This is a genomic window from Paraburkholderia sp. GAS333 (genome assembly GCF_050435665.1).
In the GTDB taxonomy this organism is placed as follows: Bacteria; Pseudomonadota; Gammaproteobacteria; order Burkholderiales; family Burkholderiaceae; genus Paraburkholderia; species Paraburkholderia fungorum_A.
In genome coordinates, this window is record NZ_JBNDKS010000004.1 from 240,545 (window position 1) to 265,071 (window position 24,527).

The 24,527-nt window shown below is 62.0% G+C and carries 23 protein-coding genes and 1 pseudogene; 11 read left to right on the forward strand and 13 right to left on the reverse strand.

What is annotated here, in order from left to right:
- Positions 1–233: 233 nt before the first annotated feature.
- From ABH945_RS23110 to ABH945_RS23120, 3 genes are all read right to left on the reverse strand, one after another.
- A complete protein-coding gene (locus ABH945_RS23110; RefSeq protein WP_253189737.1) occupies positions 234–1,082 on the reverse strand; it encodes an HAD domain-containing protein in 849 nt (282 codons plus the stop codon).
- A gap of 61 nt (positions 1,083–1,143) precedes the next feature.
- Complete coding sequence (locus ABH945_RS23115; RefSeq protein ID WP_074771124.1) at positions 1,144–1,473, reverse strand: hypothetical protein; 330 nt, start codon at positions 1,471–1,473, stop codon at positions 1,144–1,146.
- Between the two features lie 11 nt (positions 1,474–1,484).
- The gene (locus ABH945_RS23120) at positions 1,485–2,039 is read right to left on the reverse strand and encodes a hypothetical protein (RefSeq protein ID WP_143026341.1); all 555 of its coding nucleotides are present in this window, start codon (positions 2,037–2,039) and stop codon (positions 1,485–1,487) included.
- 312 nt (positions 2,040–2,351) lie between these two features.
- Between ABH945_RS23120 and ABH945_RS23125 the strand changes: the two genes are divergently transcribed.
- Both ABH945_RS23125 and ABH945_RS23130 read left to right on the forward strand, forming a co-directional pair.
- The gene (locus ABH945_RS23125; RefSeq protein WP_074771123.1) at positions 2,352–2,654 is read left to right on the forward strand and encodes a helix-turn-helix domain-containing protein; all 303 of its coding nucleotides are present in this window, start codon (positions 2,352–2,354) and stop codon (positions 2,652–2,654) included.
- A gap of 299 nt (positions 2,655–2,953) precedes the next feature.
- Positions 2,954–3,226 (forward strand): annotated as a pseudogene (locus ABH945_RS23130) (Ldh family oxidoreductase); the annotation flags it as partial.
- A gap of 100 nt (positions 3,227–3,326) precedes the next feature.
- Here the strand turns inward: ABH945_RS23130 and pdeR are convergent.
- Positions 3,327–5,327, reverse strand: a complete 2,001-nt coding sequence (gene pdeR, locus ABH945_RS23135) for a cyclic di-GMP phosphodiesterase (protein ID WP_429252046.1) — start codon at positions 5,325–5,327, stop codon at positions 3,327–3,329.
- 258 nt (positions 5,328–5,585) lie between these two features.
- Positions 5,586–10,055 carry a DEAD/DEAH box helicase gene (locus ABH945_RS23140; protein WP_429252290.1) on the reverse strand — a complete coding sequence of 1,490 codons (4,470 nt, stop codon included), beginning with the start codon at positions 10,053–10,055 and terminating at the stop codon, positions 5,586–5,588.
- Between the two features lie 224 nt (positions 10,056–10,279).
- Between ABH945_RS23140 and ABH945_RS23145 the strand changes: the two genes are divergently transcribed.
- Entirely contained in the window at positions 10,280–11,329 is a 1,050-nt protein-coding gene (locus tag ABH945_RS23145; protein WP_429252047.1) for an aldo/keto reductase, read from the forward strand.
- A gap of 188 nt (positions 11,330–11,517) precedes the next feature.
- Here the strand turns inward: ABH945_RS23145 and ABH945_RS23150 are convergent, their stop codons facing one another.
- On the reverse strand, positions 11,518–11,883 hold the full coding sequence (locus tag ABH945_RS23150) for a carboxymuconolactone decarboxylase family protein (RefSeq protein WP_074768928.1): 366 nt from the start codon (positions 11,881–11,883) through the stop codon (positions 11,518–11,520).
- A 117-nt stretch (positions 11,884–12,000) separates the two neighbouring features.
- On the opposite strand from ABH945_RS23150, the gene ABH945_RS23155 reads away from it, so the two are divergent.
- Positions 12,001–12,978 carry a cupin domain-containing protein gene (locus ABH945_RS23155; RefSeq protein WP_429252048.1) on the forward strand — a complete coding sequence of 326 codons (978 nt, stop codon included), beginning with the start codon at positions 12,001–12,003 and terminating at the stop codon, positions 12,976–12,978.
- A 22-nt stretch (positions 12,979–13,000) separates the two neighbouring features.
- On the opposite strand, the gene ABH945_RS23160 is transcribed toward ABH945_RS23155, so the two are convergent.
- The 5 genes from ABH945_RS23160 to ABH945_RS23180 all read right to left on the reverse strand — a co-directional run bounded on the left by ABH945_RS23160 (position 13,001) and on the right by ABH945_RS23180 (position 17,725).
- The gene (locus ABH945_RS23160) at positions 13,001–13,573 is read right to left on the reverse strand and encodes an FUSC family protein (RefSeq protein ID WP_074771122.1); all 573 of its coding nucleotides are present in this window, start codon (positions 13,571–13,573) and stop codon (positions 13,001–13,003) included.
- A 96-nt stretch (positions 13,574–13,669) separates the two neighbouring features.
- A complete protein-coding gene (locus ABH945_RS23165) occupies positions 13,670–14,992 on the reverse strand; it encodes a cation:proton antiporter (protein WP_074768924.1) in 1,323 nt (440 codons plus the stop codon).
- Positions 14,993–15,128: 136 nt separating this feature from the next.
- Entirely contained in the window at positions 15,129–15,539 is a 411-nt protein-coding gene (locus ABH945_RS23170) for a DUF3175 domain-containing protein (protein ID WP_429252049.1), read from the reverse strand.
- Positions 15,540–15,759: 220 nt separating this feature from the next.
- Positions 15,760–16,287, reverse strand: a complete 528-nt coding sequence (locus ABH945_RS23175) for a PRC-barrel domain-containing protein (protein WP_074768920.1) — start codon at positions 16,285–16,287, stop codon at positions 15,760–15,762.
- 148 nt (positions 16,288–16,435) lie between these two features.
- On the reverse strand, positions 16,436–17,725 hold the full coding sequence (locus tag ABH945_RS23180; protein WP_429252050.1) for a DNA topoisomerase IB: 1,290 nt from the start codon (positions 17,723–17,725) through the stop codon (positions 16,436–16,438).
- Between the two features lie 175 nt (positions 17,726–17,900).
- Between ABH945_RS23180 and ABH945_RS23185 the strand changes: the two genes are divergently transcribed.
- The 5 genes from ABH945_RS23185 (at position 17,901) to ABH945_RS23205 (ending at position 20,589) form a co-directional block, all read left to right on the forward strand.
- Positions 17,901–18,242: a chemotaxis protein gene (locus ABH945_RS23185; RefSeq protein WP_429252051.1), complete on the forward strand. Its 342-nt coding sequence runs from the start codon at positions 17,901–17,903 to the stop codon at positions 18,240–18,242.
- A 106-nt stretch (positions 18,243–18,348) separates the two neighbouring features.
- The gene (locus ABH945_RS23190; RefSeq protein ID WP_074768914.1) at positions 18,349–18,900 is read left to right on the forward strand and encodes a type 1 glutamine amidotransferase domain-containing protein; all 552 of its coding nucleotides are present in this window, start codon (positions 18,349–18,351) and stop codon (positions 18,898–18,900) included.
- Positions 18,901–18,995: 95 nt separating this feature from the next.
- Positions 18,996–19,559, forward strand: coding sequence for a DUF4142 domain-containing protein (locus ABH945_RS23195; RefSeq protein ID WP_074768912.1), 564 nt, complete (start codon positions 18,996–18,998; stop codon positions 19,557–19,559).
- A complete protein-coding gene (locus ABH945_RS23200; protein WP_074768910.1) occupies positions 19,556–19,903 on the forward strand; it encodes a DUF1488 domain-containing protein in 348 nt (115 codons plus the stop codon). The genes ABH945_RS23195 and ABH945_RS23200 overlap by 4 nt, the downstream gene beginning before the upstream one ends.
- A 104-nt stretch (positions 19,904–20,007) precedes the next feature.
- The gene (locus ABH945_RS23205) at positions 20,008–20,589 is read left to right on the forward strand and encodes a hypothetical protein (protein ID WP_429252052.1); all 582 of its coding nucleotides are present in this window, start codon (positions 20,008–20,010) and stop codon (positions 20,587–20,589) included.
- 141 nt (positions 20,590–20,730) lie between these two features.
- Here ABH945_RS23205 and ABH945_RS23210 read toward each other — a convergent pair whose 3' ends face one another.
- On the reverse strand, positions 20,731–20,982 hold the full coding sequence (locus ABH945_RS23210) for a hypothetical protein (RefSeq protein ID WP_429252053.1): 252 nt from the start codon (positions 20,980–20,982) through the stop codon (positions 20,731–20,733).
- 374 nt (positions 20,983–21,356) lie between these two features.
- Between ABH945_RS23210 and ABH945_RS23215 the strand changes: the two genes are divergently transcribed.
- Positions 21,357–21,806, forward strand: a complete 450-nt coding sequence (locus ABH945_RS23215; protein ID WP_074768904.1) for a PA2169 family four-helix-bundle protein — start codon at positions 21,357–21,359, stop codon at positions 21,804–21,806.
- Positions 21,807–22,076: 270 nt separating this feature from the next.
- Here ABH945_RS23215 and ABH945_RS23220 read toward each other — a convergent pair whose 3' ends face one another.
- A complete protein-coding gene (locus tag ABH945_RS23220) occupies positions 22,077–22,415 on the reverse strand; it encodes a BON domain-containing protein (protein WP_429252054.1) in 339 nt (112 codons plus the stop codon).
- A 511-nt stretch (positions 22,416–22,926) separates the two neighbouring features.
- On the opposite strand from ABH945_RS23220, the gene ABH945_RS23225 reads away from it, so the two are divergent.
- Positions 22,927–24,408, forward strand: a complete 1,482-nt coding sequence (locus ABH945_RS23225; protein WP_429252055.1) for an RNA polymerase factor sigma-54 — start codon at positions 22,927–22,929, stop codon at positions 24,406–24,408.
- Positions 24,409–24,527 lie beyond the last annotated feature (119 nt).

Consider the following 24,527-nt stretch of genomic DNA (forward strand, 5'->3'; position numbering starts at 1 on the left):
TGTTAGCTCTGGAGGGCCCACGTTCGAGCTACATGCCCGTTAGGCAAGCGATGAGTAGAGCAATCGTGGCAGCAATGAGAACAAACGTAGTGCATATTAGGCGACCCGCTACACGGTCGATGTTCTTCTAAGATGACGTGAATCTGAAGAGCCAATCGCAGAAACGACGATAGAGATTCATGAGGCGTTTGCTAGCTTTGACAGAATCAATGCAGGGGACGGGACGGCGTCCTTTAGTTGTCGGGTGAGGCATGCACGTCCGCGAGCCACTTCGCTATGCGTGTGAGTATGGCGCCGTCGCTGATACCCACAGATGACTTGAGCAGAAGGAAGTTGTCGACAAGTTCTCCTGGTTCGCGCCCGAATCGCTCAACTCCGAACACCGAATCGTCAAGTGCGAGCCAATGCTTCAAACGCTTTCCATACGCGTAGCTCGTGATGACATCGGTTCGCTCGGTGCCGTCGAGCACATAGCTGCGCCGCGGCTTAATGCTGCCGGTCGTTCCGATGACCCGGGCCCGCAGTTCGAGCGGAAGGTAGCCAATAACGCGGTCCTCTGGTAAGCGACGCGCCCACGACGTCGTCAGCACAATTTGCACGTCGGGGAACGGGGCTAGCAGTTCGCTGAGCAATGGAGCGAATTCGAGTAACTGCCGACCAGTGTCGAGCGTTATCTCCTCGGCGTCGTCGATGTAGGCGTTGCCAACGTGTAGCGTGCCGTCGAAATCAACGAACAGTGTGGGCGCCAGATTGTCCAGCAGAAGTGGAGCAGGGGGAGTCCTTGGTTTGCTGGGTGAGCGTCGCTCCATTACCTCATACCAGTTTACGCTGTGGCCGACTGCATGAAGCGCATCGCTCGCGTCGTTGCGATTCATGACGAGCATCTCTAGCCCATAGCCCGCAAGCACTTTGAAGAGCGTTTCGGTACTGACGGGTAGCCCATCTTCGACATGGCTCAAATCAGTGATGTCAACATAGAGGTAGTCTGCCGCGTCGAGAAGGTTGAGCTGGCATCGTTGCCTTGATTCGCGGACTAGGTCGCCGAGTACGCGCCGGTCTTGCGCAAGCGGGCTGTGGGGCATTGTCGAAGTTGATGGCATGGTGCGTTACACGGCGCGTGAGGTGGCCGTATTCCAGAGGCGATTACCAGTTCAGCAAAACTCGCAAGCGGGATATGAGCCAAGTCAACTCGGACGAGGACACCCAGTTCTTTCGTGCGACAGCTACGCGCACCCGCTCGAGAGTGACATCGCGACTGTGTTCTGGATATTCGGTCGCATCTTTGCGCGCCTTGGGTATCAGTTGGTGAGCCAAGTCTTCGCATATATCCCAACGCTCTTCACGCTCAGAATCGGTCTGCCCAGCGACGTATTTGCCATCAGACAGGACGACGCAGATTTTCGGCTGCGCGCCGGCTACTACGCCGCTCGAGCTATCGCGTGGAAAGTCATCGGGAACGAGATTAGTTTGCATGGTCGCTCCGTTCATGCGGTAGCTGATTGTCTTTTCTCGGCTTCCGGAATAATGCAATCGTCGCAGTAGACCTTTCGCCAGTAATCTTCACGGAAGGCGCCGGGTTTGCCACAGCTTTCGCAAGTGCGCTGAGCCTTATCTTCCGCAATTCCAATGTGCTGTCCTATACGTGACCACATGTCCTTTGGACACAAGTTACCGTTTCTCATGACGACCATGAACTTGCCATGAACTTGTTCGATATCAGTGCAGATGGGCAAGAGCGGGTAAGTCGCTCGGCCGTATGCCAGTGCAGTGTCCAGTTCCGCGAGCTTCTCCGGGAACTGCAACTGCTCGCGCCACAGGGTGCGCATCTCAAGCTCGACATCGCTCGCAAGTGCCTCAATGATTGAATGCCAACCAGCCCCGCACTGAATGCCTAAGTGCGCAATGTTGGCGGGGTAGGCATCTGGGTGATGCACCGCTCGAAAGAACAGTGGGAATTTCAAGAACAGGTCGTTTTGCCAATCCTTAAACATCCACGAGCGGCTCGTAGGATGCAGTTCTGCGTCGATTGATTCGGCCAATCGACGTGCTGCCGCTGAGTTCTCAATTGAAAGCGTTCGACGCTGCACTCTTGGAGCAGTCAAAGAGAGTCTCCGTCATCGGGCTGCATTGGGACGAGTATGTCCCTCGCAGTGAGCGATAGTGAAAATGGAAATTGTCATCGCGGTTTGTTGACATTCGATGCCAGCGAGGCATACCAATCAAAACGCGCGTGGTCGTATACGACCGGAGTGTAACCAAGTAATTATGTCGTGTAAATACTGCCATTATATTTAATGGCATTTATATGGCTGTAGATTTCATGCCCGCGTTGCGTAATGCTCCAGCCCCATATGGCAGAGAACATCACCCCACGTCAGGCCCTCCTGCGCGACCGCATCGCGAAAAATCTGAAGCTGTTCCGAGGCAAGCTTGGCATGTCACAAGAGCTTCTTGCCGACCGGGCCGGCTTGCATCGCACGCACGTAGGCCTGATTGAAAAGGGGGTTACGAGCGCTCGGATGGATACGCTTGTTGCTCTGGCCGCCGCTCTGGGAGTCGACGAGATGGAATTGCTTGTAGAGCGAGAGGAGGCGCTGCCGCCTGCGCTGAAACGTGGGAGAAAGAAGAAGGTCGACGGTCCTGCCGAGGACTGAGGGCTGCTACATAGAAGACGAGTGCCATGATGCAAACAGGACGGCACGAGGTCATCACGAAATCATGCGAGCACTTCAGCGTGGATTGACGGCTTTGCCTGATAACAGTTCAGCATCCATTCCGGCGGAAACACAAGCAAGTTTGTGCGCTGTCACAGTCGAGGCTAGAGGTACGCAACAGCCGGCTGATAGTGCTTTTAGCGCAACTGGACGTCATAGATTTTCCTGCTACACCACTGTGCTTTGTCCATTAAAAATGACTTGCACATCAAGGGTCCATTGCCGTTCCTTGCGCATACATGTTGTCGGTGATCGTCGACCCCGCGGCGTTCGACGCCCCCGACGCGCAAGCCGAAGCCGACGCGTTCATCGACTGGGTGAAGGCGTCGCCGCACGCGGCCGGCGTGTCGCAAATCTACGAGCCGGGCGAGCCCGAACGCATGACGCGCGCGCAGCGCGAAGCCGAGGGCATCCCCATCGATCCGGCGACGTGGGCGCAGATTCGCGACGCGGCATTGTCTGTCGGGATGAGTGTGGAGGAGGTTGCGCGCTCGAGCGCGCACTGGCGGTAAGCGGGGATTGAGCGCGTTGAACTACGCGCGTTTGCAACCGGTTACGCCAGCGGGAAAACTGACGGAATAGCGCCGCTTAAAACGCGGAAGCCCGCGACGCTCACGCGATCAGCCGGACCTTCTGGCGATCCTTCAACCAACGTTCGAATTCGGCAGCGGGCATCGCCTGACCGTACAAAAAGCCCTGCACATAATCGACGCCGAGTCCTTTCATGAACATTTCTTCCGACTCGGTTTCGATCCCTTCGGCGACTACCTTGAAATCGAGTTCCTGCGCGACCGCGACCATCGAGCGCACCAGCGCCTGGGCCTTGGTGTCCGCGTTGATTGAGCGCACGAAACTGCGGTCGAGCTTGATGATGTCGAGCGGAATACGGCCCAGTTGCGACAGCGACGAATAGCCGGTGCCGAAGTCGTCCAGATGCACTTGCGCGCCGAGCTGACGGAACTGCTTGATCAGGTCGATCGCGGCAGCTTCGTTTTCAATCAGGCAGCTTTCGGTGAGTTCCACGTCGACCAGACACGGGTCGAGATTCGCGCGTTGCAGCGCCTCGGTGAAATGCCGCACCACGGCGGTATCGGCCAGTTGCCGCGCCGACACGTTGATCGCGATACGCAGGTTGTAGCCGTCGGCTTTCCATTGAGCCGCCTGTTTGGCGGCGGTTTCCATCACCCAGCGGCCGAGCACGCCGATCAGCCCGGACTCTTCTGCATAACGGATGAATTCCGATGGCATGATCTGCCCGCGTTCCGGCGAATTCCAGCGCACCAGTGCTTCCGCGCCTTGCACCACGCCGGTGGCGAGCGCCAGCTTGGGCTGGTAGTGGAGCGTGAGCTGGCCTTCGTCGAGGCCGCGCCGCAGGTTCGTGTCGAGCCACATGTATTCGGCGACCCGGCGGTTCATGTCCGGCGAGAACACGCGATGGGTGCGCTTGCCTTCGTCTTTGGCGACATACATCGCGGTGTCGGCCGAGCGGATCAGCGCTTCGAGGCTGTCGCCATGTTCCGGGTAGCGAGCGATGCCGATCGAGCAGCCGGTGTAGACCTCGACCAGTCCGACCGCGAACGGTGTGCGCATGCGGTCGAGAATGCGTTGCGCGGTGGCTTCGAGACCGTGTGCGGTGCCCTTGGCCGCGAGCACGATGAATTCGTCGCCGCCGAGCCGCGCCAGCATGTCGCCTTCCTTCAGGCAGGCGCGGATCGTGTCCGACACATCGCGAATCAGGTGGTCGCCGAAAACATGGCCGTAGTGATCGTTGACCTTCTTGAAGTTGTCGAGATCGAGGAACAGCACGCCGACCGCTTCGTCCGGCGCGGCATGTTCGATCGCAGTGCGGATCCGGTTCTGAATCGCGTTGCGGTTGATGAGACCGGTGAGTGCGTCGGTATTGGCCAGCTCGGTGAGCCGTTCCTGCGCGAGCCGTTGTTCGGTGATGTCGGTGCCCGAGCAGAGCATGAACTGATCGTCGACCCCGTTACCGCTGCGCACGAACTTATTGTGAAACACGAACAGGCGTTCGCCGTGCACCGTTTGGATGCACCGCTCGACGTCGTACGCTACGCCGCGCCGGAAAAATTCGTCGACGTCCTGAGCGGAGGCCGCACCTTCGGCGGACGGCATGAAGAACTCCGACACGTCGCGGCCGATGATGTCCTCTTCCTTCACCCCCATCAATTGCTCGGCGAGCCGGTTGAAGCGCTGTATCCGACCGTGCCGGTCGACGATCACGACGACGGAATTGACTTCGGAGACGGCCTGTTCGGCGAACGCGAGACTGTTTACCAGACCGCGCGTGACGGAGTCGGTGTCGTCATAAGCGGATGCGGTGCCGGCCCACGTATTGCGAGCCACCTTCTTGCCGACGAGATGCAGACGCAACGATTCGCCGGCAAGCTGCACGTCGAGCACGAGGTGCGACGTGACGCCGGTGAGACTGCGGATTTGCGAGGCTTGTTGAGGATCGAGCGAAATGGCGACGTGAGCCGACTCACCGCCTGAGGGCGTGAGTTCGAGTGCGTTGCTGTCGGTCGACAGACGCCAGCATGGGCTGCTCGTGCCGAACCGGGCATGAAGCACCTGCTCGTGTTGGTCGTCGTTCATTAGATCCCCGGGCGACGTTTGCCGATATGGGCCGTCGATGCGGCGAGTGGCAAACATTCTTCATCATACTTAAGGCACCCATTGTAGCGAAGCGACGGCATTCGGGCTTATAAACATTAACGGTCGCGGGTCTTCGAGCTTTAGCGTTTTTTCGGGTGGCGACGCCTGTTTCAGCGGGTTGCATCAAGTTGCGCCAGGCCTTTGCGGGCAGTTTGAACTGGCGAATGTATTCACGGACTTATCGCGCGAGATGCTTAATTAAAACCTTCGCGTCAGCAAACCACGCGCCCGCTCGCGATCCACGGGATTTCTTTCTATCGCGGCGTCGAACCAGAATTTCCCTGCAACGAGTGTTGCAGCCACCACGCCGTCCCGGTATAGAACGCGATTTCCGGCGACCGCGGGCACGCGTTCTCCGACCAGCAAGGTCCCCGCAAGATTCAACGGATCGGTTCCGGCGACGCAGACAAAAGCACCGTCGTTCGCATGCCGGCGCACTTCGCGCAGCACGGGAATTGCCTCGGGCAACGCGAACTGCTCGCCGGCCAGGCCGCTCACGAAGCGTCCGCCGCGAATCACGCCGCGCGCTTCGAGACGCTGAAAAACACGCAGCAGGTCGCGCCACGGCGGCAACCATTCGGCCTCGCGTTCCAGCAGACGCCAGAACACCACGCCATAACGACGCAGCAAAGACATCGCGACGTGTTCGAGTATTTCTGGCGGCAATTGCCTGCGGCGCGGCGGCGTGGCGGCCGCTTCCGGCACGGCAACCGCGCGCCGGCTCACGAGCGCCCAGCGTCCGGCGTCGTCCATTCCGCCGATCAGCGCGCTCGACCGCGCGCGTCGGCTGCTGGAAAAAGCGTTGCGTTTGGCGACCGGTTTCAGTAGCGCGCGCAAACCCGCGAAGCTGTCGGAATTGGCGAGCCCTGCGGCCACGAGTTCGCCGAGCGCATTTTCCAGTTCCATCCGCAGCACGTGGACTTCGCCGAGCAATTCGTCGAAGAACATCGCGCCGTGTTGCGATAGCGCGTCATAGACGCTCTGCGCGAGCGCCGATAGTTGCAACGGACTGGACGGATCGAGCAACGCGCTCCATGCGCGCACGTGCGAACGGGGCAGCAGCACGATCGGTGTGCTGCGGATCGGGCTGCCGCCGCCCCGCGCACGCTCTGTCAGGCGGGTCCAGACAATCTTGCCGGCGCGGCATAATTCGTCTAACGAATCATTCACATACGCTTTGACGCGAGCGGGCAGGATGTCCTCTTCCCATGCACCGGCCGCAACCTGAAAACCTTCCAGCTGATCGAGCACCGCCGCCAGCGCGTCGCGGCCTTCGCTGCGCGTATCCGGCGTCAGATGCTGCCATTCGAACAGGAAGCGCATGAAGTCGTGGCGTTCGACCGGCTCGATCTCGCGCCGCAGCCGTTTCACCGTGTAGCGGTGGATGCGCGCCAGCAGGTGACGCTCGCACCATTCTTCGCCGGCGGCCTGGCTCGTGGCTTGCGGCGTGAAGCGGCCGCGCATCACGTAGCCTTCCGCTTCAAGAGCGCCCAACGCCTGTTCGACCGGTTCCTTTTGCAGCTTCAGCGGCGCGGCGATCGCCTCGACCGTCAGCGGGCCGAAGCCGGTCAGCCGCGCGCGCAATACGTCGACGAGCGCGTCGTCGGCGCTCCATGCATCGGCGTAGCCCTTCGGCGCGGCAAGCAGCGGCGTCAAACGGGCGTCGGGGTAGAGCGCCTCGAAGCAGGTGACGCGCTCTGCGGGCAGCCACAGCGCGGCATCGGCGGAAAGGGGCAGACGGGTCGCACGTCCCGATTTCGCGAGCGACGCAAGCCACGCCGGCCAGCCTTCGTGACGCTGCGCCTCGGCCTCGGTGATACAGGCGAGACCGGTCAGCGCTTCGTGCATTTCATCGGTGTTGCGCGCCTGCGGCCACGCTTCGTCGCGCACACTGTCGATGGCGTCCGCGTCGAGCGCGCCGAGATCGTCGGCGCTAGACGGATCGGTCCAGCGGCGATTCAGCACGGCCTGTGTGCGGCGCTCCTCGATCGGCGCATCGTCCAGATACGCGTAAGGTTTCGCGTTGAGGATTTCGGCGGCGAGCGGCGACGGGGCGGGCAAGTCGCGCGCAACCAGCCGCACTTCCTGCCGCTCGATACGGCGCAGCACCGCGAGCCATTGCTCGCTATCCATGGCTTCGTGCAGGCAGTCGTCGACGGTCTGATCCACGAGCGGATGATGCGGCAGTTCGCGCTCGCCGACCACGTTCTCCAGACACGCGGCCTGCTCGGGAAACACGCTGGTGAGCAGGTCTTCGCTGCGCATGCGCTGCAATTGCGGCGCGGTTTTGCGGCCGCCGGTGTAACGCGGCAGGCCGAGCGCGGTGGTCGCCTTCCAGCGCCAGCGCACGCCGAACAGCGGCGCGTCGAGCAATGCCTGGATCAGCAGATGTTCGGCGCTGTTCGAATGCAGATAGCGCCATACATCGTCGAGAACGAACGAGTGACTGCCGGTTAGCGACAGCACGATCGCGTCTTCAGTCGCGGCCGCCTGCAGTTCGAAATTGAACGTGCGGCAAAAGCGCTTGCGCAGCGCGAGTCCCCACGCGCGGTTCACGCGGCTGCCGAACGGCGCGTGAATCACGAGTTGCGTGCCGCCGGATTCGTCGAAGAAACGCTCCATGACCAGCGTGTCCTGCGTCGGCAGCACGCTGAGCGCAGCGCGCGCGCGGGCGAGGTAATCGACGATCTGACGCGCGGCGGCTTCGTCGAGAGCGAGGTTGTCGACCAGCCAGGCAATCGCATGGTCGAGGTGGGCGGCTTCATCTTCGTGTGATAAAGACGGTTCCCGTTCCGCGAGCAAACGCTCGATCTGATCCCGCAAACGCGCGACGCCGAACGACAACTCGTCGCTTCGCCCCGGCGCTTCGCCGAGCCAGAACGGAATGTTCGGCGGCTGTCCCTGCGCGTCTTCGACCCGCACGCGGCCGCTGTCGATCCGCAAGATACGGTACGACGCGTTGCCGAGTTGAAACACGTCGCCGGCCAGGCTTTCGACCGCGAAATCTTCGTTGACGGTGCCGATGTTGATGGCCTGCGGTTCCAGCACCACCGCGTAATCGGCGTTCTCGGGAATCGTGCCGCCCGACGTGACCGCGACCAGCTTGCCGCCGCGCCGGCCGCGCAGCGTGCCGCTCACGACATCGCGATGAACATACGCGCCGCGCGGTCCGTTGCGGCTCGTGTAACCCTCGGCGAGCATGCGCAGCACGGCGTCGTACTGCTCGCGCTCCAGTTCGGCGTACGGCGCGGCACGGCGCAGCAGGTCGAACAGCGCGTCTTCGTTCCACTCGGCGCTCGATACCTCGGCGACGATCTGCTGGGCCAGCACGTCGAGCGGCGCACGCGGAATCCGCAGCGCGTCAAGTTCGCCGCGCCGCACGCAATCGAGCAGCGCCGCGCACTCGATCAGGTCGTCGCGCGAGACGGGGAACAGCCGGCCCTTCGGCATCCCGCCGACATGGTGGCCCGAGCGCCCGACCCGCTGCAGAAACGGTGCAATGGCGCGCGGCGAACCCATCTGGCAGACCAGATCGACATCGCCGATATCGATGCCGAGTTCCAGCGAAGCAGTCGCGATCAACACCCGCAATTCGCCACGCTTGAGCCGCTGTTCGGCGTCGAAGCGGTGCTCTTTCGCGAGGCTGCCGTGGTGCGCGGCGACCGCGTCCTTGCCGAGCCGTTCGGTCAGATGACGCGCGGCGCGCTCCGCCATGCGCCGCGTGTTGACGAAGATCAGCGTGGTCCGGTGCAGCGCGACCAGTTCGGCGAGGCGGTCGTACACGCGCTCCCACACCTCGTTGGGCATGACCGCTTCGAGCGGCACGGGCGGGATTTCCAGCGCGAGGTCGCGCGCACGAACGTGGCCCACGTCGACGATCGCGCAATCGGCGGGAATGCCGCTGTCGATACCCGCTCCGCCGACCAGAAAGCGCGCGACCGCGCTCACCGGCTTTTGCGTCGCCGACAGGCCGATGCGCGGCAGGCGCCGCTGGCACAGCGCGTCGAGCCGTTCGAGGCTGAGCGCGAGATGACTGCCGCGCTTGCTGCCGGCCAGCGCATGAATTTCGTCGACGATCACCGTGCGCACCGTCGACAGCATCCGGCGGCCGGAGTCCGAGCCGAGCAATACATAGAGCGATTCGGGCGTGGTCACCAGAATGTGCGGCGCGCGCTTTTTCAGCGCGTTGCGCTCCTGCTGCGTGGTGTCGCCGGTACGGACGGCGGTGCGGATATCGAGCGGCGGCAGGCCGCGCGCGTCGAGTTCGGCGGCGATGCCTTGCAGCGGAATCTGCAGATTCAGGCGGATGTCGTTCGACAGCGCCTTGAGCGGCGATACGTAGACCACCAGCGTTTCGTCGGGCAGTGCGCCGTTATTGGCAAGGCCCAGGTGGACCAGATCGTCGAGCGCGGAAAGGAAGGCGGTGAGCGTTTTACCCGAGCCGGTCGGGGCGGCCACCAGCGTCGAACGTCCCGCGCGGATTTGGGGCCACGCGGCGGCTTGCGCGTCGGTCGGCGCTGGAAACGTTTTCATGAACCAGTCCGCGACCGCGGGATGGAAACCGTCCAGCGCCTGTCGGTTCGCGCGCGCGGCGGCGTCCGGCGTGGCGGTGCCGCGCGCGGGATCAGACGCGTTCTCTGAAGCAGGGGACGTAGTGACCGAACTCATGCTGGCGTAGATGGGGGCGTCGCGCGTCATATCCAGAGGACCGCGAAACCCGCCTCATGGTCAGGATAAAAATCCAGTCTGGCAGGTTTTCCGGCGCTTCGCCGGCAACCTGAATATTGGCTTACCGACGCCCGGCGCGGAGTTGGCGCGCTCGCTGCCGGATCGGATCAATTGCAGTACTCTCTACGGCTCACCCTTCACGAATTCACGATGGAGTCCCGACGATGCGATACAACCAGTTAGGCCGTACCGGCGTGTTTGTTTCCGAGCTTTGCCTTGGGACGATGACCTTCGGCGGCGGCGACGGCATCTGGAAGCAGATTGGCGATTTGCAGCAGAGCGACGCCGAGCGGCTGGTCGGCCGCGCGCTCGACGCGGGTATCAATTTCATCGACACCGCCGACGTCTATTCGGGCGGCGTCTCCGAACAGATCACCGGCCAGGCGCTGAAAAACCTCAAGGTGCCGCGCGACAAGGTCGTGGTCGCGACCAAGGTATTCGGTCAGACCGGCGAATTTGCGAATGCACGCGGCGCGTCGCGCTATCACATTCTCGACGGCATCAAGGCGAGCCTGAAGCGGCTGCAACTCGATCACGTTGACCTGTACCAGATCCACGGTTTCGATCCGGCCACGCCGATCGAGGAAACCGTGCGAGCGCTCGACACTTTGGTGCAGCACGGCCATGTGCGCTATGTCGGCGTGTCGAACTGGGCCGCGTGGCAGATCGTCAAGGCACTCGGCATTTCGGAGCGTCTTGGGCTCGCGCGCTTTGAAACTTTGCAGGCGTATTACACACTCGCCGGGCGCGATCTCGAACGCGAACTCGTACCGATGATGCACAGCGAAGGGCTTGGTCTGATGGTGTGGAGTCCGCTGGCGGGCGGTTTGCTGAGCGGCAAATATGGACGCGAGCAGCAGGGTGAAGCTGGCAGCCGCCGCACCAGTTTCGATTTTCCGCCGGTCGATCGTGAGCGCGCGTATAGCTGTATCGACGTGATGCGCGGCATTGCCGAGGCCAAAAAAGTGTCGGTCGCGCAGATTGCGCTGGCGTGGCTGCTGCATCAGCGCGTGGTGAGTTCGGTGATCGTCGGCGCGAAGAAAATCGAGCAGCTCGACGACAATATCGCCGCGACCGCCGTGACGCTTTCTTCCGATGACCTGGCGAAGCTCGATCAGGTGAGCACGTTACCGGCCGAATATCCCGGGTGGATGCTGGAGCGGCAGGGCGAAGGGCGTCGCAAGCAACTCGACGAAAGGCGCAATGGCGGGTGATGCAACGAACCGGCACGGGTGCGTGACGTGACACGCGGTTCATGTCACGTCACGCAAGTTGCACCCGGCACCCGGCACCCGGCACTTGGCACTTGGCACTTGGCACTTGGCGCGGTTGATCAAAAGTCGAACGGCGGCTACGGCTTGTCAAAATTCGCATGGCACAGTCGCCGCCGTCCAAACATCACTCACACCGCTTGCGCAGCCTTCGCCGTTTCTGCCGTATAGGCGGCAACCGCATCCATCGTACGGGCCGAGTACACCATCGTCGCCCCTGCGTTCATCGCGACGGCTACGCCCAGCGCCTCGGCGATTTCCTCGCGCGTCGCGCCGTGCTTCAGCGCTTCGGCCGTATGAACGGTAATACAACCGTCACAACGCAGGCTGACCGCGACCGCCAGCGAAATCAGCTCGCGCGTTTTGGCGCCAAGCAGGTCGGCCTTCTGACCTGCACCCGACATCGTTTGATAAGCCTTCACGGTATCCGGCGACAACTTCGCAATTTCACCGATACGGCCGAACAGCGCTTTGCGGTAATCGATCCAGTTCAACATGGCAGTGCTCCTTGGTCTGTTGCGCGTCGGCGGTTGCCGGCGTCGTGAGACAAAGTATTGCGCCGCGCTGCGATATCCTGAATACTCGTTTCGCTCAACTTTTAGCGCGATCGTCTCATGGATACACTCAGCCGATTAATCGACCTTGCCCGCCCTCAAGCCAGTCTCGACTTGCGCTGCCTGCTATCGGGCCCGTTCGACGTCGACCACGCGCCGATGGAAGCGGGCGTCGCGCCATTCCATCTCGTGCTCGGCGGCGCGTGCCTGATCGAGACCGCGGGCGGCGCACAGGTGCCGTTGCAGGCCGGTGACTTCATGCTGTTCCCGCGTGGCGCGGCGCATCGGATGCGCGATGCGAAGCGCTCGGCGGGTGGTGCGCCTTTGACGTTGAGCCATGACGGAATGTTGCCTTTGCGTCGCAATGACGGGGGCGGAGGCAGCGGAGCAAGCCTCGCTAACGGTGTAAACGAACCAGCAGTCAACGCCGCCGAAGTCGATCTCCTCTGCGGCCGTTTCGTCTATGCGCCGGGTCCGTCCGCATTGCTGCTCAACGCGTTGCCGGATCCTTTGCACGTATCGCTCGGCGGCGAGCAGACATTGGGCGCATTGCAAACGCTGATCGCGCTGATGCGTACCGAAGCGGCGCACCGTCAACCCGGCGCGCTCGCCATTGTCACTGCATTGAGCCACGCGTTATTCGCGATGGCCTTGCGCGTGCATGGCGAGCAGAACGCCGCCGAATCCGGGGTTCTTGCATTGCTGGCCGACGCCCGCCTGGGCGCGTCGGTTCAGGCGATGCTGGGCGAGCCCGAGCGGGCATGGACCATCGCCGAACTCGGCGATCTTGCGGCTATGTCGCGCGCGACCTACGCACGCCGCTTCAACGAGCGCGCGGGCGTCACCGTGATGGATTTCCTCACGCAGATCCGCATGTCCATTGCGTGCGATCTGCTGCGCCGCACGCAACGCAGCGCGGCGGAGATCGGCGAGGCGGTGGGCTATCAATCGGAAGCCGCGTTCGGCAAGGCGTTCGCGCAAAGCGTGGGCGTGACGCCGGGGCGTTACCGGCGGCGTCCGCAAGACGAGGATGTGTGATGCGAAGTACGGCTTCCGCCGGCTAGCGCGCGTCGGCGGGTTTGCCGAACCAGCGCTGCTCAATGCGCGACATCAGGTACGCCACCAGCAGCGCGCAGACCGTGCCGATCGTCACTTCACCCAGACGCAGCAGCGCTTTGTCCCACGCCGGTCCCATGCCCGGCACCAGCAGCATGATCGTCGCGGTGATGCCGCCCAGACGCGCCGCGCTGCCCACGTTCACAACCCAGCAGATCACGATGGCGATGGCGACCGTCGCGGCATAAGCGGCGAAATGTCCTCCGCCGAGCAACGCGCCCGCGAGACCGCACATACCGCCGACCATCGCGCCGATAAACTGATCGCGCGACAGGTTGCGTGTGTCGATATAGCTGTGCTGGCTGACCGCGATTGCCGTGATCGCGGCCCAGAACGCCTGCTCGGTATGCAGCGCGCGGCCGATCGCGAATGCGAGGCTGGCTCCGGCGACGGCCTGCACCGCCATGAAGCCGCCTTCGATCAGGCGCTCGCCGAGCGGCAATGCCTTGAGGAATGCAAACAGCGAATTGGCAGCGCTCGCCCGCGCTGTGCGTGTTGGATTGTCGCTTGTGGTCATTGAAAGGAAGGGGCCTTGTTGGCCGTGCCGGCCGGGTTGCAGCATGAAGGTGCCGTATTTTAGCGAGTCCACTTTACACATGAGATGTAGTCGCGCTTACCGCTTCCGGTCGTCGCGCGGCCTTCGATACCAGTTCATCAGCGGCGTCGACGACACGCCGTGAATTACCACCGACGCTGTAATGACGGCAAGCGTCAGCGGCATGAGCGGCATGACATCCGCCGCCGCGCCGTGTTCGAGCGCATACGCGAGGTAGTAAAACGAGCCGATGCCGCGGATGCCGAACCAGCTCATCAGGCGTCGCTGGGTCGGGGTCGCGCTCGATCCCAGCAGCGACAATTCCACCGACACGGGCCGCACGATCACGAACAGCGCGACGATCAGCGCGACGCTTTGCCACGTGAAAATCGGAGTCGGCAACGTGGCGAGTACGTTGCCGACCATCGCCATCACCGCGACTTCCGCGATGCTTTCGAGTTCGATCGTGAAACCGAGCACCGACTCCGTCACGTACGCATGCGCTTTGCTCGGATTGGCTGCGGTCGCCTCGACATCGTCGGCATCGACGGTGCCGAGCACCTGGCGCGGCGATATGCCGCCACTCGCGCGATGTTCGACGCGCCGCATCGCGACGCCCGCCGCGAATACCGCCAGAAAGCCGTACGTATGTGCGATTTGCGCAGCGCCGAACGACAGTTCGATTAGGCCGAGCGCGAAGAACCCTTCGAGTCCGAGCGCCTGCGCGTGCCGCATGCGCAGCCACGCGATCGCATGGGTGGTGGCCCAGCCGAGTGCGCCGCCGATGGCGATAGCGCCCGCCACACCCCAGACCATGCTCGCGGCGAGTTGCAGGTTCAGCAGTTCGCCGGCCAGCGCGGGCGGCGCGGCGCAGAGCGCGAGGCCGAGCATCGCGAAGGGCAGTGCGATGCCGTCGTTCAATCCGCCTTCGCCGGAGAGCGCGAAGCGCAACAGGTCGTGATCGCCGGGATTGTGGACCTGGACATCGTGAGCGAGCACCGGGTCGGTGGGGGCGAGGATCGACGCGAGCAGCAAGGCCGGTCCCCAGCCGAGATGCAGCACGTACACGCCGAACAGCGTGAGCAAGGGGATGGTCGCCAGCATCGCGAGGAAGCCGAGACGCAACGGCACGGTCCACAGTTTTTCGAGCATGCCGAGGCGCAGTCGCAGACCGATCGCGAATAACGAAACCAGCAGTGCGATTTCGGTGATGACGCGCAGCAGATGCGCGTCGCCGGCCATGTCGAGGCGCAACAGATCGACGCCGGGCAGCGCCAGCCCGTAGCCGATCGCGAGGTAAAACATCGCGGCGCTGATAGGCAGGCGCCGCAGTGTCGTCGCCGCCAGCCCCATGAATACGAGGACGGCGCCGACGATCAGGAACCACAATGTTTCGCGCATGAGCTTCCGGTGAGGGCCGGCGAGTGCGTAATCGCTGCCGGCCGGTTGTAAAGAGCGCTAACGGCGCGGGTGCGTTGAGGAGGTTAGCCCGGGCGGTCGCCAGCGTGTTTGCAAAGGCGCGCGCCGAATCGTCCGGTCAGGGATCGCGTCCGAATGCTTCACGTAGCTTGCGCTTGGCCCGTTGCAAGGTATCGCGCCGCGCCTTCGGCAGGTTCCTGCCCGCACGATTGATGTAGAAATTGAGCATCGACATCGCCGACTGAAACGGCGTGCCTTTGCGTCGGCGGCTATGCGTGGACGACTGCTTCAGCGATTGCGCAATCGAGTCGGCGCTGCCCGTTTTGAAGATGTCGTGCTCGATATCCATCGCATCGCTGGTTTCCATCACATGATGCGACCACTTACGCGAATTTTGCGCGGTGCCTTTTTTCGCTGCTTTAGCGCGATGGGCGGCGTGCGCCTGTGCGTGCCGCTGACGAGGCGGGCGGCCTGCTTTGCTCCGCGCGGCAGGATGGCGGGATTTGCGGGTGGATTTTCTGGCAGGCATGGGTTCCACCTCCTTGCTGGGGGAGTCGCTTGGATCTTTCGGAGCCGCTTGTGGCTGCGCGTGCGGGTGCTAGGCCGGGCGGGACAGCTCATCCGCGAATAGACATGTCGAAGCTCCATGAGAAACGCGCCGGCTGCCGCATGGCGGCGTGCCGGCGCATCGGAGCGGACATGAGCAGTTTCACACCTGAGCCCGCAAAGAACATTAAAAATCGCGGCGACTACAACTTCAGACCGCCTGCTTCGGGCGCATCCGACGAACCCGCAGCAATGTCGCCGACACCCACATCGTCCCGGCGATCGTAGCGGTCACGGCCCCAGTACGGCTCGCTGCCGTAATACTGATGCACGGAAGTCGCCCACGTCTGATCGGCCATCGACGGCCAGTGGTCCTTGTCGAATCCCGGAGCGTTCTTTACGCGCTCGGCGGTCATGTCCAGAACGAAGCACTTTCTCTGCGTGTCGAGCGTCAACGCGTGCCATGGAATAGCCAGCAGCTTGTCGCCGATACCGAGAAAGCCGCCGCTCGACAACACCGCATACGCGATACGCCCCGAGCCGACATCGAGCATGATGTCCTTCACCTTGCCGATATCTTCGCCATCGCTGCTGATGACCTTGTCGCCGTCGAGCGTAGCTGCGGCCATCACGTCGGGACCGGGGCCGTCGGCGGTCGCGCTGCCCTTACCGACGATACGCGCGCCCTGTTCCTGGCGCATGCCGCTTTGCGTCTGTGACTGGTTCAGCATGATCTGACTCCTGTACGGATGAATGTACGTTAAGTCCAGCAACCGGCGTGCCTCGCGTGGGAGCCGCCGCGTCAGCGCAGTTGCCGCTCATTGCAAATCGACGCAGCGTTCGTGCGAACACCTATGCGCTTAAGCGCCTGAAAAAATCTCAATGTGCGGCCCGACTCATTTCACGCGACTCAGCCGCTGTGCGCCTCGCTGTTTTCGGACGACCGGCCTTCGTCTCTTGTTTTTGCGCGGCCGTCTTGCGCACTTCGCGGGACTTTTTCAGCAGGCTGGTAATCGATCCGTCGATGCTATCGGCCTCCGCCGATTCCCTTGCTTTGCGGCCCTTCGCGCCAGCCTGCCGCGCCAGTTTTGCCGCGCGTTTTTCCGCCTGCGCGAGCAGCGCGGCGAACGCCACCTCATCGACGCGAAGTCCCCGGCGTGATTGTCCTGGCGACATACCCTGAAGCTGATCCGCTTCGAACGCGCTGATTACTGCAGGATGGATGTAGCAGCGCCGGCACACGGCAGGCGTGTTGCGCAATAAAGCCGCCACGTCCTTGACGGTCGCCACGATATGGTGGCGAGCCTGTGCCGCGTCGCTGCAAATCAGCCGTCGTAATGCGGCCAGTGCATAGACGCTGCCGGCCCACGTCCGGTAGTCCTTGGCGGTGAAATCCGCGTCGCTTGCGCGGCGCAGATAGTCGTTGATATCGGCCGACCCGACCGTGTGACGCGTGCCGTCATCGTCGAGATACTGGAACAGGTCGTGCCCCGGCAGCTCGGCACAGCGTCGCACGATACGTTTGATTCGCGGGTTTTCCACCGTGACGTCGTGTTCAATGCCGCTCTTGCCGCGAAACCTGAATCGCAGCCGTCCCGCCTCGATCTTCACATGCTTCTTGCGCAGCGTCGTCAATCCGTACGACTGGTTGTCGCGCGCATATTCAACGCTGCCAATGCGGATCAGCGTGGTATCGAGCAATTGCACGATGGCGGCAATCACCTTGTCGCACGGCATGCCCGGCAGCTTCAGATCGCGGGCGACGCGCGCGCGGATTCTCGGCAGCGCGCGGCCGAACTCGGCCATGCGTTCGTATTTGGTGGCGTCGCGGGTTTCGCGCCAGCGCGGGTGATATCGATACTGCTTGCGCCCGCGCGCGTCGCGTCCGGTCGCCTGAATATGGCCGCGCGGATCGGCGCAGATCCACACCTCCTCATAAGCCGGAGGAATCGCGAGCGCATTGATGCGCTTGATGTCGTCTTCATCGTCGACGCGCTTGCCGGTGGTGTCGAAATAAACGAAGCCGTCTTTTTCGCGCTTGCGGGTGTAGCCGGGTTTGGTGTCGTCCGCGTGCCGCAGACCCGGCGGCATGGCGGCGGGCTCTGCCTGTTTCGCGCTCTCGTCCGAACAATCGGGACGGCGTTGAGTTGTACTGGTTGGAGTAGCCATCGTCGGAGGTAAAAATTTTAGGCACCGGGCGCGCGAGGCGCCGACGCTGCTGCTTCAAGCAAAGCCGATGCCCGGCGTCGCGCGTCAACTCACGAGGACTCGTGTGCCCCTGCTCTGACCGGCGGAACGGTCCTTGCGCAGAACACCTCGTGACCCACGAACCCAGGAGAGCACCATGAGCAGCACGCTAGATCCCGATGAAGAGCCGCAACAGGTCGTCAAGGAAACAGCCGGTACGACCGGCGCACTCGGTCCGAGCGATTCGTCCGATAGCGGCAGCGATGTCGCGGGTGCGAAACGCCACGCGTTCGATATCGATTCGGAACTCGATAACCATGCGCTCGAAACCGGCGACAGCGAGTTGGGCAGCGATACGGATCGCGCGGGCACCGGAGAGCGCCAGGCGGCCGATGGCGATTCGACGCTGACCCCTGATGCCGATATCGAACCCGACCGGATTATCGATCCGCTGAACGAGTCTGAAGAATCTACGGACGATGACTCCGATTCCGTTTGACCACGTGATCGATCGAGGCAAAAACCATGGGCACGTCTTTTGCTCAATTGGTCTTTAACGAAGGCGAGGGTCCAGGCAGCAGGGCCCTGCATCAAGGAGAAAATGCATGTCCAGCACGTTGAATGGCTACAAGGTAGCGGTCCTCGCGGTAGATGGATTCGAACAGGCCGAGCTGATCGAGCCGCAACGCGCGCTCGCCGAAGCGGGCGCAACGGTCCACGTAATTTCAGCGAAGCCCGGCAAGATTCAGGGTTTCAAACACGTCGATAAAGGCGATACGGTCGCCGTCGATTCGACTTTCGATAAAGCCAACCCGGACGATTACGACGCGGTCGTGTTGCCGGGCGGTGTGGTGAATGGCGACGCCATTCGCCTGCTGCCGCAGGCGCAGGCCTTCGTCAAGGCCGCGAACAACGCAAAGAAGCCGATTGCGGTGATCTGTCATGGCGGGTGGTTGCCGGTGTCGGCGGGAATCATCAAGGGACGCACGGTGACGAGTTGGCCCAGCCTGCAGGACGATATTCGCAATGCGGGCGGCACGTGGGTGGACAAGGAAGTAGTCGAGGACGGCAATCTGATTTCCAGCCGTCAACCCGACGATTTGCCCGCTTTTAACAAAACGCTGATTGCGCAGTTGTCGAAGCGCAAGGCGGCGTAAGCGAGGGTGGTCAGCGAAGCGCAACGCGTGATTTACGCCACGCGCTTTGCGAATCGGCTTCGTTTCCGGTGAATCGTCGAACAGGGAGAAAGTGCATGAAATTCCGGTATTCCCTACAAGTGATGACTGTCGCGCTGGGGTTGAGCGCGGCGTCGATCGGCGCAGTTCATGCGCAAGCCAGCGATGCAGCGCCCAGCGATGCGCCAGTGAGCGGCAGCAAGCTGTCGCCCGCCGATGAACAGTTCGTGCAAACGGCCTCGCAGTCCGATGCAACTGAAATCGCGGCCAGCAAGGTCGCGCTGAAAAATTCGCAGGACCCGCACGTGCGCAAATTCGCGCAGCAGATGATCACCGACCACACCAAACTCTCGCATGGGATGGCGGCGCTGGTTTCGAAGAAGGGCTTTACGACGACGCCCACTGCGGATTCGGCGCTGGTCGGCAAGCTGCAGACGCTGAAGGGCAAGGAGTTCGATCAGGCGTACGTGGAGCAGGTTGGGGTGGAAGCGCATCAGCGGGCCGTGGACCTGTTCACGCAGCAAAGTCAGAGCGGCACTGATCCGCAATTGAAAGCCGCCGCCGCGCACGCTTTGCCGACCATCAAGCATCATCTCGAGATGGCCGAGCAACTTGCCGGTGCAATGAAGGGCTCGTCATGAACGCGATCGTCATGCCGAGGCCGGCTTATGAGGATTCCCTTATGCAGATCAATTTTCCGGACGACAAACCGGCCTTTGACGGCGCCAATCTGACGGTGCGGTTCATGGCTCGGGTAGAGGGCGAGGCGGTGATCTGCGCGATCACGGCTGAGGCGCTGGAAGACCACTTCGGCGCAGAATCGGCACTCGAAACGGCTTTGATGGCGGCCTTCGATAAAGGCCGTCAACGCATCCGTTCAGTCTGCGCGGAAGCGCTCGACCAGAACAATGGCGAAGGCGTAGTGTTGCATAGCGGACTGTTCCGGGTCGAAGGCATGGAGCCCGATCGCGGCGCGACGGCGTAGTGTGCAACGCGTGATTCCGCTAGTGCTGCGTGTTGGCAGGATAGATGCGCGGCAACAATCCGGGGCGATCCGCTCATGCTATTTCTACGATGCAAGGAGGCGTGATGTCAGTCATCGTTGCAGCAAGATTCACCACTTTCCCGACCGCCGAAGACGCGGCGCAGAAGCTTTTCAATGCAGGGTTCGTTGAAGAAGACGTGACGCTGTTCTTTGTCAATCCGCGCGGTCAGCACGCGCGTTATCCGATTGGCGGCGACACCAGCACCGACCCGGCCGCAAAAAATGCGCCGAAGGGTGCTGGAATGGGCGTAACGATTGGCGCTGTGATCGGCGCGGTAGTTGGGGTGGCTATCTTCGCAGCGTTTTCCGCACCATTGATCGTGTCGCTGATTGCGGCAGGCGTTGGAGCGTACATCGGCTCGCTAGTGGGCGCAATGTCGCGCACGCGAGAAGGCGGTAAAACGGAGCACAGGTCACCTTTTCATGAAGAAACGCGCGATTCCGGCGTGCTGGTCGCCGTGCATGTTTCACCGGACAATCAACTCGATGCCGCGCGTGTATTGCGCGAGGCCGGGGGCGTGGCGATTGAGAGGGCGAGTGGGCGTTGGCAACAAGGGCGTTGGGCTGATTTTGATCCGTTGAAAACGCCGGTGCCGCTCAATGAGTTTGCGGAGAAGCGCGCGTGATTTAAGAGTCGTTCGCTTCAGACGGCTAATGAAAAAGCCCGGCAGATGTCGGGCTTTTTTGCGTCGGGCCGTGCCGCGTCATTCCGTTTGCGGTATCGCGATGCCTCTCGCGAGCTTCGACTCCAGTTTCAACGGGCACGTCTACACCCAGATCTTCGACGCACCGCGCAAATGCCGCGTCGCGCGATCCTGCTCCGCCGGAACTTCGCTACGCGTCGGCTCGCAGGCCGCGAGCAGCAGCCCGCTGCGAGGCATTTCGCACGACAGTTGCGCGGCTTCCGGCGTCGCAGCAGGCGCTTCGTGAGGCTGCATACGTTCGCGAATCTGCATCACGGTAGCCGACGTGATGATCGCAACGGCGGCGAGAAATTCCGCGCTTCTGATTTTCTTCATGGTGATTCTCCCTGTCGTTGTTGCCTGCCCATTGTTTTCAATTCATTGGCACGTTTGCAGTCTGTCGGTTCATGCAGAGCGCGCTTCGGGCGAGCTTATAAAGCAACCGGCGTGCCATCGGCGCAAGGCTTGCGGGACGGGGTTTCACGCCTGATGGCACGCTTCGTCATAAGAAACATTTACGCGCGTCGGCAAGATTCCCAGTGTGTCGGCACACGATTCGCCAGCGTGCATGTTCGTGCGACGCCGGGCACGGCCCGTGCGAACAGTTAAGCGAACCCCGTTGCCGGACGGCCATGAATGACGTGAGTACAGATACGACATGCAATGGCCGGCAGCGGATTCCACGATTAACGAAACCCCGGAGGTATTGAATGGCTACGAACGTTGTTTCCGTGCTGAATGATCTGGTCGAAACCTCGAAGGATGGCGAAAAGGGCTTTCGCAAGGCCGCCGAAGATGCACATGACGCGCAGCTAAAAACACTCTTCCTGTCCCGCGCCGAAGACTGCACACGCGGTGCGCGCGAGTTGCAGGATGCCGTGCAAACGCTCGGCGGCAAGCCGGAAACGGGTGGGAGCATGAGCGGCGCGCTGCATCGCGGATGGGTCGACGTGAAGTCGGCTGTGACGGATCGCAGTGATCACGAGATTCTCGCCGAGTGTGAAAAGGGTGAGGACGTCGCGAAGAAACGCTATCACGACGCACTCGAAAAGGATTTGCCGGTGGACGTGCGCGCGATCGTCGAAAGACAGTATCAGGGCGTGCTGCAAAATCATGACCGTGTGCGCGATTTGCGCGATCAGTATGCGGCTCGGCGTTAAGAGCCTGCTTTAGAGCCTTTAAGGCTTAAGTGGGAATAAAGAAGTAAAGGCTGGCGCTCGACTGAAAGAGCGCCAGTTTTTATTTGGGCTTCTGCTTTTGTGCGTGCGGCATCGAAATAAATAACGCTGGTGCCATCAACGTCGATCGACGAAATCCGTACGCACAAAAAAATGCGGTCCGCTTTCGCGAACCGCATTTTTCTCCCTGAAGCCTGACGCCCGGGAAGCGCCGGTTATGTCGCCGGCACTTCCCGATGTTATCGCCAGCGCTTATTCAGCGGCGACCTTCAGGTGGTTCTTCACGCTCGACACGCCATTCACGCCCTTCACGACTTCTTCGGCAGCGGCCTTGTCGTCGGCCGAGGGGACCGAGCCCGTCAGCCACACCACGCCCTTGCGGGTCTTCACGTGGACGTGCGTCGATTTCACGTTCTTCGCGGCCAGCAGGTCAGCCTTGGCCTTGGTGGTGATCGTGCCGTCATCGACGTGTTCGCCGATGGTTTCCGATGCCGACGACGGAGCCGTCGTCGTGGTTTGCGCCGTCGCGTTCAGTGCGAATGCGACACAAGCGATGCTACCTGCGGTCTTCAGAAGTTGGATGGTCTTCATGGTTTCTCCTTCGGGTGTTGATGAAAATTGCGGTCTTGTTGCCTGCGGTCGATCGCGGTAAGAACCGCCGATGACTCGCGTGGGGTCGTTGCCGCTACGGTTCCGTCACGGCCCGTTATCGACACCGGGCGACAGCCTCTGCACGCGTTACGCCGGTTGCGCCTGGCGTGCAAAGACTGACGTCCGTCCACATAGAGCTGATTCGCAAGTGGTGTGCCCGGGTTGGCCGTGATGGAGCGTCTGCGGGAAAAAGCCGTTACGGCACAGCCATTTAGGCTGACGAATCGCGTGACTGGCGCGCGTGGCACCTGCAATTGCGGCCTGCCAGGCAGAGGCCCGGAAATTGCCGGGTGCTTGTAAAAAAGGGCGCGCGGGGCCTGCGCAATTGACGGGCCTGAAAGGGCAAAGCGTCGAAAAAACAGTAGCTTGCGAGACCTGGTACGACAGTTGCTCTAATGAGGTCACTTATCAATTTCGGCTGCTTTCCAGCTACTTATGGGACCTCACTACAATGCCTTCAATTGAACTACGCACAAGGCAGTCTCTTGCACTCACGCCGCGTCTGCAGCAATCGGTGCGTCTGTTGCAGTTGTCGTCTCTGGAGTTCCAGCAGGAGTTACGTACCGCACTAGATACGAATCCGTTCCTCGAATACGACTCGTCGGATACGGAGGATGTCGCGCTCGCCACGGCATCGTCGGGCGAAGAAGCGGGCGTCATGCAGGCGACGGATGCCGTCGCCACTGCCGAACCCGATTCGATGCCCGCTGAAGCCGGCGGCAACGACACGCTGGAAAGCTCGGGCCAGGACGATATGCCCGGAGACTTTTCCGGCGATTACGGCTCGCGTAGTTCAGCCCGTCAGAATGGCGATTCGGACAGCAGCGATCCCGCCGAATGGGCCCGCTCGCAACCGACCTTGCGCGAGCAGTTGCACGACTCGCTGCGCCTGTATCGACTCGACGACCGCGATCGCGCGGTGGCGCGTTTCATCATCGAAGCACTCGACGACGATGGCTATCTGCGCCAGGAGCTTTCGGATCTCGCAGATAGCGTCGATCTCGAACCCGAATTGACTGAAGATGAATTGCTGGTTGCGTTGCGTCTGGTGCAGTCGCTCGACCGGCCGGGGCTGGGCGCGCGTTCGCTATCGGAGTGTCTGTTGCTGCAGGTGAATGCGCTGTCGGACGATACCCCGGGGCGTGACGTTGCGCGGCAGATTGTCGAGCATCATCTGGAGCGTCTCGCACGTCGCGAGCAGGCGGAGTTGCAGAAGCAGATTGGTTGCAGCGCAGATGAACTGCGCGTCGCCTGCGCACTCGTGCGCAAGCTCGATCCGAAGCCGGGCAATTGCTACGGCCGCAGCGAAGATAACTACGTGGTGCCGGACGTGATCGTGCGTCAGGTGCGTAACAAATGGGCCGTCGCGATCAATCCGGCTGTGCAGCCGCGTGCGCGTATTCATCGCATGTATGCGGAATTGTTCGCGCAGTCGGCGGGTGCGAGCCGCTCGCCGCTCGCGCAGCAATTGCAGGAAGCGCGCTGGCTGATCCGCAATGCGCAGCAGCGTTTCGACACGATTCAGCGCGTGGCCGAGTGTATCGTCGCGCATCAGAAAGCGTTCTTCCAGTACGGCGAAATCGCGCTCAAGCCGATGGTGCTGCGCGATGTCGCCGACGAACTGGGTCTGCATGAATCCACGATCTCGCGCGCTACGGGCAACAAATATATGGCGACGCCGCGCGGCATTTTCGAATTCAAGCATTTCTTCCCGCGCGAACTCGGCACGGAAAGCGGCGGCACCTGTTCGGCTGCCGCAGTGCGCGCGCTGCTGAAGGAAATGATCGCGGCGGAAAATACGCACGATCCGCTGTCGGACGTGACGCTCGCGAAGATGCTCGCCGATCAGGGCGTGCTGGTCGCGCGTCGCACAGTCGCGAAGTACCGCCATCTGATGAAGGTGCCGCCGGCTGAACTGCGCCGGCAGGTTTGAACCCGCTTCATTAAGCGTCAAGCGCCCCCTGCCAAGGGCGGCGGTCAAGGGCCACGCGAGGCTGTCCGCTCGCGTGGCCCTTTTTCGTATCTGGACGTTTCGTGCGCGCGCCTTTACAT

What these genes read in the sequence shown, in the direction of transcription:
- ABH945_RS23110 (WP_253189737.1), bottom strand. Translation starts at nt 1,082, where the DNA reads ATGCCCCACAGCCCGCTTGCGCAAGACCGGCGCGTACTCGGCGACCTA.
- ABH945_RS23115 (WP_074771124.1), bottom strand. Translation starts at nt 1,473, where the DNA reads ATGCAAACTAATCTCGTTCCCGATGACTTTCCACGCGATAGCTCGAGC.
- ABH945_RS23125 (WP_074771123.1), top strand. Translation starts at nt 2,352, where the DNA reads ATGGCAGAGAACATCACCCCACGTCAGGCCCTCCTGCGCGACCGCATC.
- pdeR (WP_429252046.1), bottom strand. Translation starts at nt 5,327, where the DNA reads ATGAACGACGACCAACACGAGCAGGTGCTTCATGCCCGGTTCGGCACG.
- ABH945_RS23140 (WP_429252290.1), bottom strand. Translation starts at nt 10,055, where the DNA reads ATGAGTTCGGTCACTACGTCCCCTGCTTCAGAGAACGCGTCTGATCCC.
- ABH945_RS23145 (WP_429252047.1), top strand. Translation starts at nt 10,280, where the DNA reads ATGCGATACAACCAGTTAGGCCGTACCGGCGTGTTTGTTTCCGAGCTT.
- ABH945_RS23150 (WP_074768928.1), bottom strand. Translation starts at nt 11,883, where the DNA reads ATGTTGAACTGGATCGATTACCGCAAAGCGCTGTTCGGCCGTATCGGT.
- ABH945_RS23155 (WP_429252048.1), top strand. Translation starts at nt 12,001, where the DNA reads ATGGATACACTCAGCCGATTAATCGACCTTGCCCGCCCTCAAGCCAGT.
- ABH945_RS23160 (WP_074771122.1), bottom strand. Translation starts at nt 13,573, where the DNA reads ATGACCACAAGCGACAATCCAACACGCACAGCGCGGGCGAGCGCTGCC.
- ABH945_RS23165 (WP_074768924.1), bottom strand. Translation starts at nt 14,992, where the DNA reads ATGCGCGAAACATTGTGGTTCCTGATCGTCGGCGCCGTCCTCGTATTC.
- ABH945_RS23170 (WP_429252049.1), bottom strand. Translation starts at nt 15,539, where the DNA reads ATGCCTGCCAGAAAATCCACCCGCAAATCCCGCCATCCTGCCGCGCGG.
- ABH945_RS23175 (WP_074768920.1), bottom strand. Translation starts at nt 16,287, where the DNA reads ATGCTGAACCAGTCACAGACGCAAAGCGGCATGCGCCAGGAACAGGGC.
- ABH945_RS23180 (WP_429252050.1), bottom strand. Translation starts at nt 17,725, where the DNA reads ATGGCTACTCCAACCAGTACAACTCAACGCCGTCCCGATTGTTCGGAC.
- ABH945_RS23185 (WP_429252051.1), top strand. Translation starts at nt 17,901, where the DNA reads ATGAGCAGCACGCTAGATCCCGATGAAGAGCCGCAACAGGTCGTCAAG.
- ABH945_RS23190 (WP_074768914.1), top strand. Translation starts at nt 18,349, where the DNA reads ATGTCCAGCACGTTGAATGGCTACAAGGTAGCGGTCCTCGCGGTAGAT.
- ABH945_RS23195 (WP_074768912.1), top strand. Translation starts at nt 18,996, where the DNA reads ATGAAATTCCGGTATTCCCTACAAGTGATGACTGTCGCGCTGGGGTTG.
- ABH945_RS23200 (WP_074768910.1), top strand. Translation starts at nt 19,556, where the DNA reads ATGAACGCGATCGTCATGCCGAGGCCGGCTTATGAGGATTCCCTTATG.
- ABH945_RS23205 (WP_429252052.1), top strand. Translation starts at nt 20,008, where the DNA reads ATGTCAGTCATCGTTGCAGCAAGATTCACCACTTTCCCGACCGCCGAA.
- ABH945_RS23210 (WP_429252053.1), bottom strand. Translation starts at nt 20,982, where the DNA reads ATGAAGAAAATCAGAAGCGCGGAATTTCTCGCCGCCGTTGCGATCATC.
- ABH945_RS23215 (WP_074768904.1), top strand. Translation starts at nt 21,357, where the DNA reads ATGGCTACGAACGTTGTTTCCGTGCTGAATGATCTGGTCGAAACCTCG.
- ABH945_RS23220 (WP_429252054.1), bottom strand. Translation starts at nt 22,415, where the DNA reads ATGAAGACCATCCAACTTCTGAAGACCGCAGGTAGCATCGCTTGTGTC.
- ABH945_RS23225 (WP_429252055.1), top strand. Translation starts at nt 22,927, where the DNA reads ATGCCTTCAATTGAACTACGCACAAGGCAGTCTCTTGCACTCACGCCG.